15 protein-coding genes are annotated in these 17,833 nt (G+C 69.2%); 7 read left to right on the top strand and 8 right to left on the bottom strand.

Annotation, left to right across the window (positions count from 1 at the left end; genetic code table 11):
* The first annotated feature begins 58 nt into the window (after nucleotides 1-58).
* On the top strand, nucleotides 59-859 hold the full coding sequence (dhaL, locus tag L593_RS10500; RefSeq protein ID WP_020446942.1) for a dihydroxyacetone kinase subunit DhaL: 801 nt from the start codon (nucleotides 59-61) through the stop codon (nucleotides 857-859).
* On the top strand, nucleotides 856-1,269 hold the full coding sequence (gene dhaM / locus L593_RS10505) for a dihydroxyacetone kinase phosphoryl donor subunit DhaM (RefSeq protein WP_020446943.1): 414 nt from the start codon (nucleotides 856-858) through the stop codon (nucleotides 1,267-1,269). Before dhaL ends, dhaM begins: the two co-directional genes overlap by 4 nt.
* A gap of 90 nt (nucleotides 1,270-1,359) precedes the next feature.
* Here the strand turns inward: dhaM and L593_RS10510 are convergent, their stop codons facing one another.
* The 3 genes from L593_RS10510 to glpK all read right to left on the bottom strand — a co-directional run bounded on the left by L593_RS10510 (nucleotide 1,360) and on the right by glpK (nucleotide 4,551).
* A complete protein-coding gene (locus L593_RS10510; protein WP_020446944.1) occupies nucleotides 1,360-1,794 on the bottom strand; it encodes a low molecular weight phosphatase family protein in 435 nt (144 codons plus the stop codon).
* A 142-nt stretch (nucleotides 1,795-1,936) separates the two neighbouring features.
* Nucleotides 1,937-2,959 (bottom strand): hypothetical protein, encoded by a 1,023-nt coding sequence (locus L593_RS10515; protein ID WP_049894442.1) that lies wholly within the window; start codon nucleotides 2,957-2,959, stop codon nucleotides 1,937-1,939.
* Nucleotides 2,960-3,009: 50 nt separating this feature from the next.
* Entirely contained in the window at nucleotides 3,010-4,551 is a 1,542-nt protein-coding gene (gene glpK / locus L593_RS10520) for a glycerol kinase GlpK (RefSeq protein WP_020446946.1), read from the bottom strand.
* 439 nt (nucleotides 4,552-4,990) lie between these two features.
* Between glpK and glpA the strand changes: the two genes are divergently transcribed.
* The 4 genes from glpA to L593_RS10540 all read left to right on the top strand — a co-directional run bounded on the left by glpA (nucleotide 4,991) and on the right by L593_RS10540 (nucleotide 11,095).
* The gene (gene glpA, locus L593_RS10525; RefSeq protein WP_020446947.1) at nucleotides 4,991-6,790 is read left to right on the top strand and encodes an anaerobic glycerol-3-phosphate dehydrogenase subunit GlpA; all 1,800 of its coding nucleotides are present in this window, start codon (nucleotides 4,991-4,993) and stop codon (nucleotides 6,788-6,790) included.
* Nucleotides 6,780-8,195 (top strand): glycerol-3-phosphate dehydrogenase subunit GlpB, encoded by a 1,416-nt coding sequence (glpB, locus tag L593_RS10530; protein WP_049894445.1) that lies wholly within the window; start codon nucleotides 6,780-6,782, stop codon nucleotides 8,193-8,195. Before glpA ends, glpB begins: the two co-directional genes overlap by 11 nt.
* Nucleotides 8,196-8,197: 2 nt before the next feature.
* Nucleotides 8,198-9,766 carry an anaerobic glycerol-3-phosphate dehydrogenase subunit C gene (locus tag L593_RS10535; protein ID WP_020446949.1) on the top strand — a complete coding sequence of 523 codons (1,569 nt, stop codon included), beginning with the start codon at nucleotides 8,198-8,200 and terminating at the stop codon, nucleotides 9,764-9,766.
* A gap of 138 nt (nucleotides 9,767-9,904) precedes the next feature.
* The gene (locus tag L593_RS10540; protein ID WP_020446950.1) at nucleotides 9,905-11,095 is read left to right on the top strand and encodes an AAA family ATPase; all 1,191 of its coding nucleotides are present in this window, start codon (nucleotides 9,905-9,907) and stop codon (nucleotides 11,093-11,095) included.
* A gap of 123 nt (nucleotides 11,096-11,218) precedes the next feature.
* On the opposite strand, the gene L593_RS10545 is transcribed toward L593_RS10540, so the two are convergent.
* The 4 genes from L593_RS10545 to L593_RS10560 form a co-directional block, all read right to left on the bottom strand.
* Nucleotides 11,219-12,835 carry a methyl-accepting chemotaxis protein gene (locus L593_RS10545; protein WP_020446951.1) on the bottom strand — a complete coding sequence of 539 codons (1,617 nt, stop codon included), beginning with the start codon at nucleotides 12,833-12,835 and terminating at the stop codon, nucleotides 11,219-11,221.
* 272 nt (nucleotides 12,836-13,107) lie between these two features.
* Nucleotides 13,108-13,977 (bottom strand): succinate--CoA ligase subunit alpha, encoded by an 870-nt coding sequence (sucD, locus tag L593_RS10550; RefSeq protein WP_020446952.1) that lies wholly within the window; start codon nucleotides 13,975-13,977, stop codon nucleotides 13,108-13,110.
* A 79-nt stretch (nucleotides 13,978-14,056) separates the two neighbouring features.
* Nucleotides 14,057-15,205, bottom strand: a complete 1,149-nt coding sequence (gene sucC / locus L593_RS10555) for an ADP-forming succinate--CoA ligase subunit beta (RefSeq protein ID WP_020446953.1) — start codon at nucleotides 15,203-15,205, stop codon at nucleotides 14,057-14,059.
* Nucleotides 15,206-15,357: 152 nt separating this feature from the next.
* Complete coding sequence (locus L593_RS10560) at nucleotides 15,358-15,972, bottom strand: toll/interleukin-1 receptor domain-containing protein (protein ID WP_020446954.1); 615 nt, start codon at nucleotides 15,970-15,972, stop codon at nucleotides 15,358-15,360.
* A gap of 133 nt (nucleotides 15,973-16,105) precedes the next feature.
* Between L593_RS10560 and L593_RS10565 the strand changes: the two genes are divergently transcribed.
* Nucleotides 16,106-16,291 carry an HEWD family protein gene (locus tag L593_RS10565; RefSeq protein ID WP_020446955.1) on the top strand — a complete coding sequence of 62 codons (186 nt, stop codon included), beginning with the start codon at nucleotides 16,106-16,108 and terminating at the stop codon, nucleotides 16,289-16,291.
* Between the two features lie 102 nt (nucleotides 16,292-16,393).
* Here the strand turns inward: L593_RS10565 and L593_RS10570 are convergent, their stop codons facing one another.
* Nucleotides 16,394-17,821 carry an FAD-dependent oxidoreductase gene (locus L593_RS10570; RefSeq protein ID WP_020446956.1) on the bottom strand — a complete coding sequence of 476 codons (1,428 nt, stop codon included), beginning with the start codon at nucleotides 17,819-17,821 and terminating at the stop codon, nucleotides 16,394-16,396.
* Between the last annotated feature and the right edge of the window lie 12 nt (nucleotides 17,822-17,833).

Consider the following 17,833-nt stretch of genomic DNA (forward strand, 5'->3'; position numbering starts at 1 on the left):
ACCGGGGCGTGCGGACGACGGCGCCGGAGCTGGAACGCCCGCGGAAGGACACGCAGCCATGACAGACGAGATCGACCAGGGAGCGGCAGTCGAGGCGGCCGTCCAGGCGGTCGCCGATCGCCTCGCCGACGAGAAGCGCTACCTCACGGATCTCGACTCCGCGATCGGCGACGCCGACCACGGCGCGAACATGAATCGCGGGATGCAGGCGGCTGTCGAGGCCGTCGCCGACGCCGACGAGGACGATCCGGCGACGCTCGTACAGCTCGTCGGCCGGACCATCGTCTCGGAGGTCGGCGGCGCGGCGGGCCCGCTCTACGGCGGGTCGGCGATGATCGCGAGCAAGGAACTCGCCGACGGCATCACCGCCGAGTCGACGGTCGCCTTCGGCGAGGCGTTCCTCGAGAAGGTGCAGGACCGCGGCGGCGCGAACGTCGGTGACAAGACGATGGTCGACGCGCTGACGCCAGCGGTCCACACGTACAAGAAGTCGATCGAGCAGGACGACCTCCCGCCGCTGGCCGCGCTCGCGAAAGCCGTCGACGCCGCCCACCGGGGCGTGGACTACACCGTCCCGATCCGGGCGTCGAAGGGCCGAGCCTCCTACCTCGGCTGGCGGTCGGTCGGCCACCAGGACCCCGGAGCGACCTCGACGCTCTACATTCTCGAAGCGCTGCTCGGCGTTGCCGAGGAGCACCTCGAGGGGCCGGTCGAGGAAGACGCGACCTCGCCGAGAGTCCCGGACGAGGAGCCCGCGGGGGACGGCCCGGCCGCAGGCGGGGAGAACGGGCCACCGGAGGGCGGGGAGAACGGGGGACCGTCGAGCGAGGCGGACGACTCGGAGGCCGACGAGGGATGATCGCGCTCGTCGTGGTCTCCCACAGCGAGCAAGCAGCGCTCGGCATCGCGGAGGTCGCCGCCGAGATGGGCGGCGACGCCCGGATCGTACCGGTCGGCGGCGATCCCGACGGCGGAATCGGGACCACCTCGCCGTCGATCCAGGACGCGATCGAACGGGCCGCCAGCGGCGACGATCCTTCCGACGAATCGGCCGACGGCGTCGTGGTCCTGGTCGACCTCGGGAGCGCCGTGATGAACGCAGAACTGGCGATCGATACGCTCGACGCCGACTACCCGGTGCAACTCGCCGACGCGCCGATCCTCGAAGGTGCGCTCAACGCCGCGGTCGCGGCGGCGTCTCCGAAAGCGACGCTCGAGGGAGTCCTCGCGCGAGCGGAAGAGGCGCGCGACTACCGGAAACTGGACTGATCTACCGGAATATTGGACTGATCGCGCTCGCCGGACCGGGCCGAGTGGATTTGCCGCCACCCAGTCGAGCGTCACTAGCGGGACGCGGTATTACGTCCCGTCTGCGAGTTCGTCGAACAGCGCGTCCACGCGCGCCTCGATCTCGTCGCGAATGCCGGCGACGACTTCGGGTGGCTTCCCGTCGGGATCCTCGAGGTCCCAGTCCCGGTTCTCCCCGCCCCAGCCGGCCGGACAGACGTCGTCGGCCGAACAGCCCATGGTCACGACGTAGTCGCTCTCGGAAATCTCCTCGAAGGTCACTTCCCGGGGCGTACGATCGCCGACGTCGACGCCGACGTCCTCCATCGCTCGGACGACCTCGTCGTGGACGTGGTCGGCTGGTCGGGTCCCGCCAGTCAGGAGGTCGATTTCGTCCTCGAGGGCCCGTTCACGCACCGCGCGCTGGGCGAAGGCGTAGGCCATCTGGGAGCGACCCGCGTTCTGGACGCAGACGAAGGCAACCGTCGGCCGGTCGGACGGGGGCATCGTTCGAGCAACGGAGCCCGTGGTAGAATTAGCTGTCGCGTTCGAGCGACGCCACAAAACCGGGACGATCGTAGCAGTGCATCGGCCTTCAGCGTGCGACGCGTCGAGGAGCGTGGCGAACGGCCGCCGGCGTTCGGGACGGTCAGATCCCGAGGTAGCCGGGGCTATCCAGCACGTCGGCCAGGTAGAGCAGGCCGATCGCGAGCGTGTAGATCGTGATCGACATCGCGGGCGGGTCCACGTGGGTTCCGGAGTGAGCGTAGAAGATCCGCTGGGTGAACTCTGCGAGCAGCGACCCGATCAGCCCTCCCAGGATCGCGAGGAGCATCACGCCCAGTTCCGAGTTCAGTTCGGCCGCGGCGACGACGGCGAACGTCGAGCCGCCCAGCGTGATGTGGTGGGTCACCGGGAACTTCTCGACCCCGAGGTTGAGGAAGAGCAGGCTCGCGGCGGAGATGCCGTAGGCCATGAAGATGCTCCCGGTCATGATCCACGTCCAGCCACCGAGCGCACCGCCGACGAGCCCGATCGCCGCGACCCCCGACCACTTGTACTGCTGTGGGAGCCAGGGCTCGACGGCGAGGCGGCCGCTGCCGTCGCCGCGTTCTTCCTCGCGTTCGAACGGCCCCATGTCGAGCCACCCACCCCGAACTGGGTCGCCCACGACCGGGTAGCCGAACGGAATCCGAACGAGGACGGCCGTGGCGAACACGGCGAACGCGATGCCGTCGTAGGGAGCGTCCAGCGCGCCACTGAAGCGAGCGATCAACATTCCGAGGACGCCGACCACCGCACCGACCGCGAGGATGTCGGGTTTCGTGCCGAAGGCGTAGAGAATGTTCTTCCCGAAGTGGTAGTCCCAGTCTGCAGGCTCCATCTCCGGGTATCGATACCCAGCGTACGCGGTCGCCGCGACGCCGCCGGCGAAGGCGACGTGCGGGCCGGTGACTGGGCCGAAGCCGATCGTGCCGGTGACGCCGGAGGCGAGGTCGGCGCCCCCGAGTTCGGTGAACTCTGATCCTTCGCCTCCGAGCGCGGCCAGTCCCTCTCCCAGCAGGACGACGAACCCGGTAAAAACGAAGGAGGGGAGCGCACCGACGGCGGCACCGAAGGCGCCCCCCGCGGCTGCCGCGAGCACGAGCACCGCGAAGTGCTCCCAGCTCATGTCGAGGATCGGGACCTGGAGGAGGACGTCCGCGACGGGGAACAGCACGGTCACTCACCTCCGTCCCTGGCCCAGTCGAGCGAGCGCTCGACGGCGTCCTCCCAGCGGTCGTAGAGCCGATCCGCTTCCGTGGCGTCCATATCCGGTTCGAACTCGCGGTCTACCACCCAGTTGTCCCGCAGCCCCTCGACGTCGTCCCAGTAGCCGACGGCGAGGCCGGCGGCGTAGGCCGAGCCCAGGGCGGTCGTCTCGTCGACCTCCGGCCGGGCGATGTCGGTGTCGATGATGTCCGCCTGGAGCTGACAGAGGAAGTTGTTCTTGACCGCGCCGCCGTCGACGCGGAGCGTCGCCATCTCGACGCCGCTGTCGTCCTCCATCGCCTCCGCGACGTCACGCGTCTGGTAGGCGATCGACTCGAGCGTCGCACGGACGATGTGCTCCTTGCGCGTCCCGCGAGTGATCCCCACGATCGTGCCACGCGCCCGGCCGTCCCAGTGTGGCGCGCCGAGGCCGGTGAAGGCCGGCACGACGTAGACGTCGTCGGTGGAGTCGACCTCGCGTGCGAGCGACTCCGTCTCGCCGGCGTCCTCGATCAGGTCGACGTCCTCGAGCCACTCGATCGCGGCGCCCGTGATGAAGATCGCGCCCTCGAGGGCGTACTGGACGGGTTCGCCGGATCGCTGGTAGCCGACCGTCGTCAGGAGGCCGTGTTCGGACTCGACGGCCTCGTCGCCGGTGTTCATCAGGAAGAAGCTCCCGGTGCCGTAGGTGTTCTTCGCCTCCCCTGCGTCGAAGCAGGTCTGGCCGAAGAGCGCCGCCTGCTGGTCGCCGAGCGCACCGGCGACGGGGATCTCCGCGCCGAGGAACCCGTCGGGATCGGTCGTGCCGTAGGTGTCCTCGTCGCTGGAGGGGCGGACTTCGGGGAGCATCGCCTCGGGGACGCCGAACTCGTCGAGGAGCTCGTCGTCCCAGTCCATCTCGTGGATGTTGAACAGCATCGTCCGCGAGGCGTTCGTGACGTCCGTGATGTGGTTGCCCGTGAGGTTGTAGATCAACCACGAGTCGATGGTCCCGAACATCACCTGCCCCTCGGCGGCCCGTTCCTCGACGTCCGCCGGCCGGGCGCGGCCGGTCTTCACCGGATCGGCGTTCTCGAGGAGCCACTCCGCCTTCGTCGCCGAGAAGTAGGCGTCTGCCTCGAGGCCGGTCTTCGCGCGGATGTCGCCGACCTTGTCCTCGGACTCCAGCTCTTCGATGCGGTCGGTCGTTCGGCGATCTTGCCAGACGATCGCCCGGTGGACCGGCGACCCGGAGTCGGCGTCCCACAGCACGGTCGTCTCTCGCTGGTTCGTCACCCCGATCGCCTCGAGCTGCTCGGCGTCGATGTCGGCGCTCTCGAGCGCCTCCGTGACGACCTCCTTCGTCGTCTCCCAGATCTCCATCGCGTCGTGCTCGACCCAGCCGGGCTCGGGGTAGTACTGTTCGTGCGTCTCGTATGCGTTCGCGACGACCTGGCCACCGTGGTCGAAGACCATGAACCGCGTGCCGGTGGTCCCCTGGTCGATCGCGCCGACGTAGGTGTTTGCTGACATGGACCCAACCCGCACCGTATCTCTACTGGCGCAGGCCTAGCAGCGATAACAACACCTTCTATCATAAATGTTTGCGACTTAGTACCACGGTAGGTTAACGATACCTGCGTTGGCGCCGGGCTACCGGGTCAGTAAGACCCACGTGACGGCGACTGATGGGCCGTGGCTGGCCGGTCGGCATCGGGGTTCCTGGGTAGTGACCGCCGTCCCGTCCATCGATGCAGCCGCCGTCTAGCCGGCTCCGCCGGAGTCGGTCGGAACGGTCTCGCTGCGGGTGATAACGTCGTCACTCGCCGGCGAGTGGTTTGCCTCCCGCAGCCGCGGCGTCCGGGACGCGGCTGGATGGCTCGGCGCAATTCTGCCTTACCGATCCATATCTATACTGCCCTTCGGCCACCGTCGGTACTCTAAAGTGTGGTCGAGCCTAGCACGGAGGTAGATGATAGAATCGACGACGGGGGTACTGGTGATCGGCGGCGGCTCGACGGGGACCGGCGTCGCGCGGGACCTGGCGATGCGCGGCCTCGACGTCACGCTCGTCGAGAAGGGCAACCTGACCCACGGGACGACGGGCCGCATGCACGGCCTCCTCCACAGCGGCGGTCGCTACGCGGTCTCCGACCAGCCCAGCGCGGTGGAGTGCATCGAGGAGAATCGGGTGCTGCGGGACATCGCGAGCCACTGCGTCGAGGAGACCGGCGGCCTGTTCGTGAAACGTCCCGAGGACGGCGAGGACTACTTCCAGCAGAAACTCGAGGGGTGTCGCGAGTGTGACATCCCGGCGGAGGTCCTCTCCGGCGAGGAGGCGCGCGAGGTCGAACCCTACCTCGCCAAGGACATCGACAAGGCGATCTGGGTGCCCGACGGCGCGATCGACCCGTTCCGCCTCTGCGTCGCGAACGCCGAGAGCGCGACCGACCACGGCGCACGAATCCAGACCCACGCCGAGGTCACAGACGTCCTGATCGACGAGCCAGAGGGCACCGACGAGCGCCGGGTCGTCGGCGTGGAGGTCCGCCAGACCGGCGGCACCGGGACACGGACCCACGGCGTCGCCGAAGAGACGGAGCGGATCTACGCCGACCACGTCGTCAACGCGACCGGCGCCTGGGCCGGCCAACTCGGCGAGATGGCGGGCGTCGAGGTCGCCGTCCAGCCCTCGAAGGGCGCGATGACGGTGATGAACGTCCGGCAGGTCGACACCGTCGTCAACCACTGCCGTCCCAAGGGCGACGCCGACATCGTCGTGCCCCACGAGACGACGGCGATCCTGGGCACGACCGACGAGGCGGTCGACGACCCGGAGCACTACCCCGAGGAGCAGTGGGAGGTCGACCTGCTCATCGACAACCTCGCCGAACTCGTGCCGATCCTCTCGGAGGCCCGGACGATCCGGACGTTCTGGGGCGTCCGCCCGCTCTACGAGCCGCCGGGCACCGGCACCCAGGACACCACCGACATCACGCGCGATTTCTTCCTGCTCGACCACGGCGAGCGCGACGACCTGCCCGGCATGACGAGCATCGTCGGCGGCAAGTTCACCACCTACCGCATGATGGCCGAGCAGATCAGCGATCACGTCTGCGACCTGCTCGGCGTCTCCGCGGAGTGCCGGACCGCCGACGTTCCCCTTCCCGGGAGCGAGAAGCCTGGCCGTCTCGACGACGCCATGGAGCAGTACGGCCTCCGCTCGCCGATCGCACGCCGGAGCGCCGAGCGCCTGGGCTCTCGAACGGAGGCCGTGCTGGGAACCGACGCCCCGAACCCCGTCGTCTGCGAGTGTGAAGGGGTCACCCGCGCGGAGCTCCAGCACGCGATCGAGGGCGCCGGCTCGGACCTCAACGACGTCCGCATCCGCACGCGGGCCTCGATGGGGAACTGCCAGGGCGGCATCTGCGCCCACCGGATGGCCGCCGAACTCCACCCCCGGTACGAGGCGAACGCGATCCGCGAGTCTCACGACGAACTGCTCCAGGAGCGCTGGAAGGGGGAACGCCACGCGCTCTGGGGCGACCAGCTCGCCCAGGCCGCGCTGAACTACGCCCTGCACGCGACGACGATGAACCTCGATCGCGATCCGGCGCGGACCGGCGAGACGCCCGACTTCGAGGCCTTCGACGGGGGCCCGACCCAGACGGTCGCCCAGCCGGCCGCCGACGGCGGTCGACGAACAGGTCGAGGGGGGGACCCGCCGACCGATGGCGATCGCGACGACCGGAGGCGGGACGATGGCGATTGACTCCGACGTCGTCGTGATCGGCGGCGGACTCGCCGGCATCTCGGCCGCGCTCGCCGCCGCGGACGCCGGCGCGAAGACGCGCCTCGTCACCGCCAACCAGAGCACGCTCCGGCAGGCCAGCGGTCTGATCGACGTCATGGGCTATCCGCCGGACGCGGCGGGCACGGACGCGTCCCAGCGCGGCGCGCCGGCCCGTACCGACGGCGGACCGGTCGCCGACCCGTTCGAGCACATCCCCGACCTCCCCGAGGGCCACCCATACGAACGGGTCGGCGTCGACGCCGTCCGCGACGCCCTCGCCGCCTTCGACGAGGTCGTCGAGGGGTACACTGGGGAGCACACCGACGCGAACGCGCTCGTCCCGACCAACGGCGGCGCGATCAAACCGACCGCGCGCTATCCGGTCCACACCGCGGACGGGCTGGCCAGCGACGACCGGGACGCCCTCCTCGTCGGCTTCGAGTCGCTGACGGACTTCGACGCGCCGCTGGCCGCCGAACACCTCCTGGCTGCGGGCGTCCCGTTCGCGGTCGAGGGCGTCACCGTCTCCTTCCCCGGCGAGTTGCGCGCCGACGCCAAGACCACTCGCTTCGCCGACCTGCTCGAGAACGACGAGATTCCGGCGGCGAAAGGCGGTACGAGCAGCGGTGGGACTGGTGGCGGGGCCGGAGGCGGTCGCGCTGGCGCCGTCCACCGCACGCGCACCGGTTCCTGCCGCGCCAAACTCGTCGAGCGGATCGACGACGCCATCGACGACGCGACGGTCGATCCCGAGCGCGTCGGCTTCCCCGCCGTCCTCGGCGAGGACCGTCCGAGCGCAGTTCGCATCGACCTGTCGGATCGACTTGGGATGCCGGTGTTCGAAGTACCGACGGGTCCGCCGAGTCTGCCTGGTATTCGGCTGGAGAACCAGCTCCACGAAGCGCTGGAAGCCCGCCAGGTCTGGGTCGCGGACGGCCAGGCGGTCGTCGACTTCACGGCCACCGACGGACGAGACGAGGACCGCCGGATCGAGCAACTCCAGGTCGAGACGCCAGGCGGTGGCACGACGCCAGTGTCGGCCGAGCAGTACGTCCTCGCGACCGGCGGGCTCGTCGGTCGGGGCATCGACTCCGAACGCGACCTGGTTCGCGAACCGATCTTCGACTGTCACGTGCCCCACCCCGAGGATCGGTACGACTGGTTCGCCGACGACGCGTTCGGCGACCACCCGTTCGCGGCCTTCGGCGTCCACGTGGATCGGTCGCTCCGGCCGCTGGACGCCGACGACGGGATCGAGTTCGAGAATCTCCGCGCTGCGGGCTCGGTGCTCGGCGGCTACGACTTCGCCGCCGAGAAGTCCGGCGCCGGCGTCTCGATCGCGACCGGGCACGCGGCGGGGACTGCGGCAGCGGAGGAGATCTGATCATGCACGGACAGCCACCAGCGGGCGACGATTCGGCGGACGGGGACGACGACCGATGCGACCACGGCTGCGCCGAGGACGCGGCGCACCGCTCCGCGGATCCGGCGGGCGGAGATTCGGCCCAGAACGCCGCCGATTCGGCGGACGGCGACGCGCCGGCACCCGCGACCGACGGCGGTGAGTCTCCAGGTGCGAGGCGAACCTCGTCGGAGCCCCGCTCCGACGGTGGCGTCGATTCCGGCGTCCCGGGCGAGGTCGGCTCGACGGCCGCAGCCAGCGCCGGCGCGGAGGGGACCGACGAGTTCGATCCCGTCGAGGTGTTCCCCGAGAGCGACGAGATGGACCTCCGGCCGGGGGCCGACAGCTGCTACAAGTGCTCGACCTGCGACACGAACTGCCCGGTCGCGGAGGTCGACGACGAGTTCCCCGGTCCGAAGTTCCAGGGGCCGGAACAGTGGCGCCTCTCTCGGAGCGACGCGCCGGAGGTCGATCCCTCCATCGAGAAGTGCTCGAACTGCATGCGGTGTGACCACGCGTGTCCGACCGACGTGCCGCTCTCGCAGATGCACAACACCGCCCGTGGGAAGTACGTCGACGACCAGCTCTCGCCGTACTCGCGGACGTACATCAGGAAGAAGCTGCTCTCGAACTACGGCCGACTCGGGCGGATCGGCGCGATGGTACCGCGGCTCACGAACGTCGCGTTGAGCAATCGCGCGCTGCGGTGGGTCGGCGACAAGGTGCTCGGGATCACCAACGAACGGGAGTTCCCCGAGTTCGCCGACCAGACGTTCCGGTCGTGGTGGGAGGAGCGTGGCGGCGCCCAGGTCGAGAGCCGGCGTCGCCGCGTCGCGTACTTCCACGGCGACTACGCGAACTACAACACGCCCGAGGTCGGCAAGGCCCTCGTCAAGGTGTTCGAGGACTTCGGCTACGAGGTCGCGGTCCCGCGCCAGCGCTGTTCGGGCACGCCGATGTTCGCCAACGGGATGCTCGACGACGCGCGCCGCGCCGCCGAAGTCAACGTCTCGGAGTTCGCGTCGCTGATCGAGGAGGGCTACGACGTCGTCTGCTCGTGTACCTCCTGTTCGATGGCGCTGCGCCAGGAGTACCCCGAACTGTTCGACATCGAGGGCATCGATCGCGTCGCCGCCAACACCTACGACGCCGTGGAGTACCTCCGGATCAACGAGGACCTCTCGGCTGCGCTCTCCAAATCAGACGCCGACGTCCCGGACGTCGCCTACCACGCGCCCTGCCACGCGCGAAACCAGGGCCTCGCCGACCAGGCGCTGGAGGTCGGCGCGTCCATCGACGGCGTGCAGGTCCAGGACGTCGGCGACTCCTGCTCGGGCATCTCGGGCACCTACGGCTGGAAGTCCAAGCACTACGACACCTCGATGGCGATCGGCGAGGAGATGTTCGAGCACATGGAGTCCGCCGACGCCGACACCGGAATGACCGAGTGCCCGACCTGCGCGATGCAGATGGAACATGGCACGGGCTACGAGGTGAACCACACGCTCCAGCTGATCGCCGTTGCACTCGACCTGGAGGGCGAGGCGTGGTGACCGCGAGCACAGCGGGAGCGGGCCCTGCGATAGCGGCGGCTCAAGGCGGTACCGACTGCGAGGGAACCGCGCAGCCGGAACGGTCATGTCGGCGGACCGGGAACCTGTCGCTCGACGCGTAGCCACCGACGATTCAGGATGGACCTCAGCGAACGAATCGAACGGCGTCAGATGCGGACCCGAGACGATCGGCTCCTGCTCGATCGATCGCTTCTCAGCCCGACGGTGCACCTCGACGAGCCCGTGGGTCGCGCTCCCGCACTCGAGTCGTTGCTCGACGCCGTCGAGCCGGTGTTCGAGGGACGCCTCCCGCCGACGCTCGCGGTCGCGGGGCCGGCGGGCGTCGGGAAGTCCGCGGTCGTCGGCTCGCTGTTTCGAGCGCTCGACCAGCGCCTCGGCGTCGGCGGCTCGATAGCGACGACCACGCGTGGTGGCTCGCCCCAGCGGTCGTTCGCGACCGTCGACTGCAGGCACGCGCCGACGCCGTTCCGGTTCTACCGACAGCTCCTGTGCCAGCTCGGGGACGCGGAGGTACCGGCACACGGCGTCGGCACCGCACGGTTAAGGGAGGAGGTGATCGACCAGCTCGGACCCCAGGGTCGCTGGGCGGTGATCGCCGTCGATCACGTCGCGGAAGCCGCGGATCTCGATCCGACGAGCGTCCGTGAACTCCTCGACCCGGTCGCCGACAGCGTGTCGCTGACCTGGGTCGGTCGGTCTCCCCCGGTCGACGCCGAACGGACCGTCCGGATCGAGCCCTACCGGCACCACGCGCTGACGGACGTCCTCGCGCATCGGTGCTCCAGGGCAGCCAGGACCGACGCCTTCGACCACGACGACCTCCGGACGATCGCCGCCCGCAAGGAGGGCAACGCTCACGACGCGCTGGCGGTGGCGCTGGGTGCCGCACTCCTCGCCGAGGCTGCGGGCGATTCCGCGATCGACCGGGAGCACCTGACGGCTGCGAGCGCGGCGGTCCCCGAAGGCACCGTCCACCTCGACGCCGTCCTGGCGCTCCCGGAGAACCGTCGGCGGGTGCTCGCCGAGTTGCTCCGACTCGATCCCGCCCCGACGGTCGGTGAGGCCGCCCGCGACATCGCCGATCAAACGGACCTCACCGCCGGGACGGTTCGGCGCTTCTGCTACGAACTCTCCGACGCCGGCGTCCTCGCTCGCCACGGCGGCGACGCCGACGCCCGCGGTCGCGACCCCAGCCACCTCACGCCGGCGTTCCCGTGGCTGGCATTCGCTGGGGTCGACGACGTGCTCTCGGTCGCCGACGTCCGGGATCGGGTGGAGCGCGAGGCAGCACCGCTGGCCACCTGGTAGGCGGTGCTGGGCAGTTTCGTCGCCCGGCAATCGGTTCGGAGCAGCATCTTCGAGCAATGGCTTCGTAGGAGCGTCACCGAGCAATCGCTTCGCCCAGCGTCGCCGTCGGACCGCCGGTGGTACTCAGTCGTCGCCGTCCTGACTCGCGCTCGGCGCGGGCACGGCCTCGCCGCTGGACTGGAGTTGCTGGCGCGTCGACACGTCGAACTGCCCGACGACGTCGGTCAGCCGGTCGGCCTGGCTGTCGAGCGAGCGGGCCTTCGCCGACACTTCGCCGATCTCGACGGCGACGTCCGCGGAGGCGTCGGCGACGCGGTCGGCCTCCCGGGAGGTCTCGGCGGAGACCATGGCGACGTTCTCGACGAGTCCTGCGAGCGCCTCGACGGTCGACGCCTGGTCGTTGCTGACGTGGTCGATCTCGTGGACGCTGTCGCTGACGTTCTCGACCCGGTCGCTGACGGTCACGAGTTCGGCCTCGAGGTCGTCGACGGAGTCGACGGCCGCGGTGATCCGGTGCTCGACGGCGCCGATCTCGTCGGCGGTCTCCGTCGCACGGGCCTGGAGCGACGCGATGGTCTCCTGGATCTCGTCGACGGCCTCCTGGATCTCCGCGGAGAGCTCCTGGACCTCGTCGGCGACGACGTCGAAGCCGCCGTTGTCGCCAGTTCGGTCCTGGTCGGTCCGGGCGGTCTCGATCGCGGCGTTGAGCGCCAGCATGTTCGTCTGCTGGGCGATGTCGTCGATCAAGGTGATCGACTCGGCGATGCGCTCGGCGTCCTCGTTCAGCCGGGCGATCGTGTTCGCGACGCGGGCCGTGTGATCCTCGGCCTCGTGCATCTGGTCGGCCGCGGTGGTGGCGGTCGAGACGCCGTCGTCGGCGAGTCCGGAGACCCGCTCGGCCTCCTTCGCGATCGTGCTCGTCGTCGCCGCGACCTCCTCGATCGTCGCGGAGAGTTCCCGCACTTGCCCGGCGGCCGCCTGGAGGTCGTCGGTCTGGCGCGAGGAGCCCTCCGAGATCTCGCGGACGGACTTGCTGACGGCGTCGCTGGCCTCGCCGATCTCCTGGGCGCTGGCCTGGAGTTCGCTGCTCGCGTCGTCGACGACCTCGGCGAAGCGTGCGACCTGCACGACGGCACGCTCGAGTTCGGAGAGCATCCGGTTGACCGAGCCGGCGACCTTCGCCATCGCCTCGTGGTCCGTCTGGGCGTCCAGTCGTCGGGTAAGGTCGCCGTCGGCACAGGCGTCGAGCACCTCGCTGAAGCGCTCGGCCTCCGCGAGCAGTTCGTCGTTGTCGACCTCCAGCGAGCGCCGCGCCGCCTCGACGTGCTGGCGTTCGGCTTCCAGTTCCTCGATCCGCGCTTCGGTCCCGTCCCGGAGTTCGGCGATCGCGTCGTGGGCGCGGCCGAGGTCGTCGATCCTGGCGGTCTCGACGTCCCGCTGGTAGTCGCCCGCGGCGATCGCCTCGGCGTCGTCGGCGAGCGAACGGAGCGAGCGACCGGTTCCTCGCCCGAGCACCACCGCGAGCAGGAGGAGCCCCGCGGCCGTCGCGCTGCCGATCCCGGCGATTCCGGTCAGAAGGGCGTCGGTCGTGACGGCATCGCCGTCCGCGCCGGCGAGCAGCCAGTACGCGACCCCGGCGTGCGCTGCGCCGACGGCGAGCCCGACGAGGAGGCACCAGCCAGCGACCTTCGCGCCGTATCGCCGTCGGATGGCGGCGGGGACCACAGTGTGGAGTTGCATAGAGCGTGACGGGTATCTTGCAACTCCGTTGATTCGGGGGCGGTATAACGCTTTGTGCCATCGTTGCTGGCTACTCTCGTCACGTTTCGCGTGACAACAGGGCGCTCGGAACTCGGTAGACGCGAGAAACGTTCCATGCAATCGGAGACGAAGCCGGATCTGGCCCGTTCGGGCGCTCGTGCGACGGGCTCCGTCCAACAGTCGAAAGCGCGAGAAGAGTCGAAAGCGCGAGAAGGATCGGCGGGGAACGCGACCGGGACGGGCGCTGCAGCCTACACCAGGTCCTCGATGGCTTCGGCGACCTGCTCGGGCGTGTCGCCGACCTGCGCGCCGGCCTCGTTCAGCGCGTCGATCTTGGACTGCGCGGTGCCGGTGCCGCTCCCGGAGACGATGGCGCCTGCGTGGCCCATGCGCTTGCCCGGCGGGGCGGTACGGCCGGCGATGAAGCCGACCACGGGCGTGTCCATGTACTGGCCGATGTAGTTGGCGGCCTGCTCCTCGTCCTCGCCGCCGATCTCGCCGCACATGACGACGGCGTGGGTCTCGGGGTCGTTTTCGAACGCCTCGAGGGCGTCGACGAACGTCGTCCCGATGATCGGGTCGCCGCCGATGCCGATGGCGGTGGACTGGCCGAGGCCACGCTCCGTGAGGTTGTCCACGACCTGGTAGGTGAGGGTGCCCGACCGGGAGACGAGGCCGACGTTCCCCTCGGAGAAGATGTTGCCGGGGAGGATGCCGAGTTTGGACTCGCCGGGGGTGATGATCCCGGGACAGTTCGGGCCGATGAGGTTCGTGTCGACCTCGGTCAGGCGCTTGCGGACCCGCGCCATGTCCTGGGTCGGGACGCCCTCCGTGATCGCGACCGCGAGGTCGATCGGTGCGTCGAGGGCCTCCATCATCGCGTCACCGGCGAACGCCGGCGGCACGAAGATGACGGACGCGTCGGCGTCTTCCTCCTTTGCGGCTCGCTCGACGGTGTCGTAGACGGGGACGCCGTGGACCTCCTGGCCGCCGCGGCCGGGGACGGCGCCCGCGACGACGTTCGTGCCGTAGTCGATCATCTGGCCGGCGTGGAACTTGCCCTCGCCGCCGGTGATGCCCTGCACGATGACCTTCGTATCCTCGTCGACGAACACGCTCATGCGAACCACCCCGTGGTGAGCATGAGGTCGTCGTGCGTGAGCGAACGAACGTCGTGAGTGAGCGAGCGTACTACGGAACTCATGCTTCCACCTCCTGGGCGTACTCGACGGAACGCTGGACGGCGTCCTCGAGCGTCTGTTCGACGGTGACGAGGCTCTCGTCGAGGATCTCCATGCCCTCCTCCCAGTTCGTGCCCGCGAGGCGGACGACGACCGGCTTGGGAATCTCGTCGAACTGGCCGAGCGCCTCGTTGATGCCGCGGGCGACCTCGTCGCCGCGGGTGATGCCGCCGAAGATGTTGAACACGACGGCGTCGACGTTGTCGTCGGAGAAGACCATGTCGAGCGCATTGGCGATCCGCTCGGCCTTCGCGCCGCCGCCGACGTCGAGGAAGTTCGCGGGCTCGCCGCCGTAGTGGTCGACGAGGTCGAGCGTCGTCATCACGAGGCCCGCACCGTTGCCGATGATGCCGACGTTGCCGTCGAGGCGGACGTAGTCGAAGTCGTACTCGTCGGCCTTCTGCTCGAGGGGGTCGTCGCTCTTGGTGTCCTCCTCGTACTCGGCGATCTTCGGCTGGCGGAAGAGGGCGTCCTCGTCGACGTTGAAGACGGCGTCCGCGGCGACGACCTCGTCGTCGCTCGTGACCATCAGCGGGTTGATCTCCGCGTCGGCGCCGTCGTTGTCGTCCCAGAGCTGGTAGAGCGTCTGGAGGACGCCGGCCACGTCGATCGCGATGTCGCGGTCGACGCCGGCCTCGAAGGCGGCCTTCCGGGCCTGGTAGGGATGCATGCCGAAGGCGGGGTCGACGTGCTCTCGCACGATCGCGTCGGGGTCCTCCTCGGCGACCTCCTCGATGTTGACGCCGCCGCGGGTCGAGACCATCGCGACGGGCTTGCCCTCGCCGCGGTCCATCGTCACGCCGACGTAGAGTTCGTTGACGAAGTCGACGGCGGCCTCGACGAGCACGCGGTCGACGTGGATGCCCTTGAGGTCCATCCCGATGATGGACTCGGCAGCTGCTTGGGCCTCCTCGGCATCTTCGACGAGTTCGATGCCGCCGGCCTTCCCGCGGCCACCGACCTGCACCTGGGCCTTCACCGCGACGGGATAGCCGATCTCCTCGGCCGCGGCGACGACCTCCTCGGGCGTCGCTGCGAGCTGGGAGTCCGGCGTCGGGATCCCGGCGTCGGCGAAGAGCTCCTTCGCCTGGAATTCGTGGAGTTTCATAGTGGGACGTGCTCGGGAATCCCCCGCGCGCGCAGTTAACGGCACCGAAACGTGTGACTACCTGGCTCGGTTGGCGATGCGGTCGTGTGACGATCGGTCGGTTCCCGGTGTGGCAGCAATCTCCTTGCGGCGACGCCAGAACCTTTCAGTCCTCACTCGGCCGTCGGTGGAACGCTTCGAACGAACCCGAGCGTCGCGGGATTGAACTCGTAGCTGGCGCCACACTCCGGACACTCCGCACGCAACAGCTTCCCGTGCTCGTACTTCTGCCAGAGGTCCTTCTGGAGCTGGTCGATCTCCAGCTGGACCTCCGCGCGGCACTGGCCGTTGTTGCAGGGGAAGGCGACGTACCAGTTCGGGGAGGACAGCGTGCCGATCGGCTCGAGTTCCGAACGAACCCTGCTGAGGAGGTTGAACACGGTGACCTCGGGGTTCTCCGCGTCGTACTGCACGCCGTCCGTCCCCTCGACGTAGCCCCGGAGGTAGGCGTCGTCCTCGACGATCGGGATGATCGGCAGCCCCTTCGCGACGGCGTAGCCGAGTTCCTGGTTCACCCAGTAGTCCGCCGCGCCCTCGTCGGTCAGGAGCGCGATCGCGAGGTCGCTGTTCCGGAGTTGCCCCTCGAGGTTCCGGCGCACGCGCCCGGGCTGGACCTCTTCGCCGGCGAGCGCGACCGTCAGCGGCAGGTTGCGAATCGACGAACAGAGGTTCTGTGCGACGTCGAGGTCGGCCGTCGCGTGCGAGACGAAGACGCGGGTTTCCGCCATGCCCTGGCGTGCGAACCCGTCACACAAATTTCTTCCGTCGGTCCTCTGAAAGTTCCGCGTCGCTGTGGCCATCTCGGCCCGCTGCCCGGTGCCGTGGCGGGACGCTTATACCCGACCGTGTGAATCTCCCACTATGGGCACGAGGCTCCGGACCCCCGAGGATCGGACCTGCGAGCGATGCGGGCGCGAGGAGACCTGGGACGAGGACGACGGCGTCTGGCGAATCGTTCGGGAGGACGGCGAGCGAAGGGTCGGCGATCCCTACTGCATCCACGAGTGGGACATCACCGGGGAGTTCTCGCCGATCGAAGAGTACTGACGAGCGCAATAGGGGTGGGGCGTCGCCGATCGACTCCGTTCTGGCTACCGTCACGCCCACGAATCCGTGGCTACCGTCGACACTACGACGCCGTTGTGACCGCTATAGCTCGCCCGCGAGCACCTTTGCGCCAACGAGCACCGGGTCCCAGACCGGACTGAACGGCGGCGCGTAGCCCAGGTCGAGGCGCTCGACTTCGTCCACCGTCAAGTCGGCCTCCAGCGCCGTCGCGACGGTGTCGATCCGCACGGCAGCGCGGTCTTCCCCTGCGATCGTACCGCCAATGAGCCGGCCCGTTTCCCGATCGGCAGTGAGGGTGACGACCGTCTCTTTCGCGCCCGGATAGTAGCCCGATCGAGAACCTGCGGTGATCGTCTTCGAGATCGGATCGAACCCGGCCTCGCGTGCTCGCTCGTGATCGACGATGCCAGAGCGACCGCACTCCATCTCGAAGGCCTTGAGCATCGCCGTGCCGGCGATGCCGCCGACGTCGGTGGGATCGCCCGCGACCGTCGCGCCGATCGCACGACCCGCGCGATTGGCCGTCAGCCCGAGTGGGACCCAATCCGACTCGCCGGTGACGACGTGTTCCATCTCCGCGCAGTCACCGGCGGCGTACACGTTCTCGACGGAGGTGCGGCCGTAGTCGTCGATTCGGATCGCACCGCTGTCGCCCAGTTCGATCGGTGTGTTCTCGACGAGTTCGACGTTGGGCGCGATGCCGATGCCGACCAGAACCGCGTCGAGGTCGAGCGTGGTCCCGTCCCTGCAGGTCAGGCCACTCACTCGACCGTCCTCGCTCTCGAGCGCCTCGACGACCGTATCGAGGTGCACCTCCACCCCGTTCTCCCGGAGGGCGTCGGCCACTTCGTCCGCGACGGCGTCGCCGAAAGCGGGGATCAGGTCCACGTCGCGCTGGAAGACGCGGACGTCGACGTCGTGGGCGTCGAAGGCCTCCGCCATTTCCACGCCGACGTAGCCGCCGCCGACGATCGCGACCGTCTCTGGTGGTGCCATATCGCCGAAGCGGGCGACGCGCTCCTCGTCGAGGTACGGGTCGCCGCCGAGGTCCGCAGCGGTGAAGGAGTCGGGGTCGGCGAGCATCGCCCTGATCGCCGCGGCGTCGGGGAGTCCGTGCAGCGAGAACACGCCCTCCAGGTCCGTGCCCGGGATCGGTCCGGTGATGGCGTGGGCGCCGGTCCCGATCAGGAGGTCGCCGTAGGGCTGGTCGAAGCGTCCGTCGGGCCCCTCGACGCTGACGACCTGTTCCCCCGTGTCGATCGCAGTGACCTCGTGTCGGCGTCGAAGGTCGATGCCGCGCTCCTCGGCTTCGTCCGGGGAGAGCGATAGGAGGTCGGTGAGGTGCTCGACCTCGCCCTTCACGAAGTAGGGCGTGCCACAGTGGGCGTACGAGACCCAGTTCCCCCGCTCGAAGACGATCACGTCTCGGTCGGGATCCTCGCGCTTGCACTTGCTCGCGGCGGAGAGGCCGGCGGCGTCGCCACCGATCGCGACGAAGGGATCGGGCATACAGGACCAGGC

This window comes from Salinarchaeum sp. Harcht-Bsk1 (assembly GCF_000403645.1).
GTDB lineage: Archaea > Halobacteriota > Halobacteria > Halobacteriales > Salinarchaeaceae > Salinarchaeum.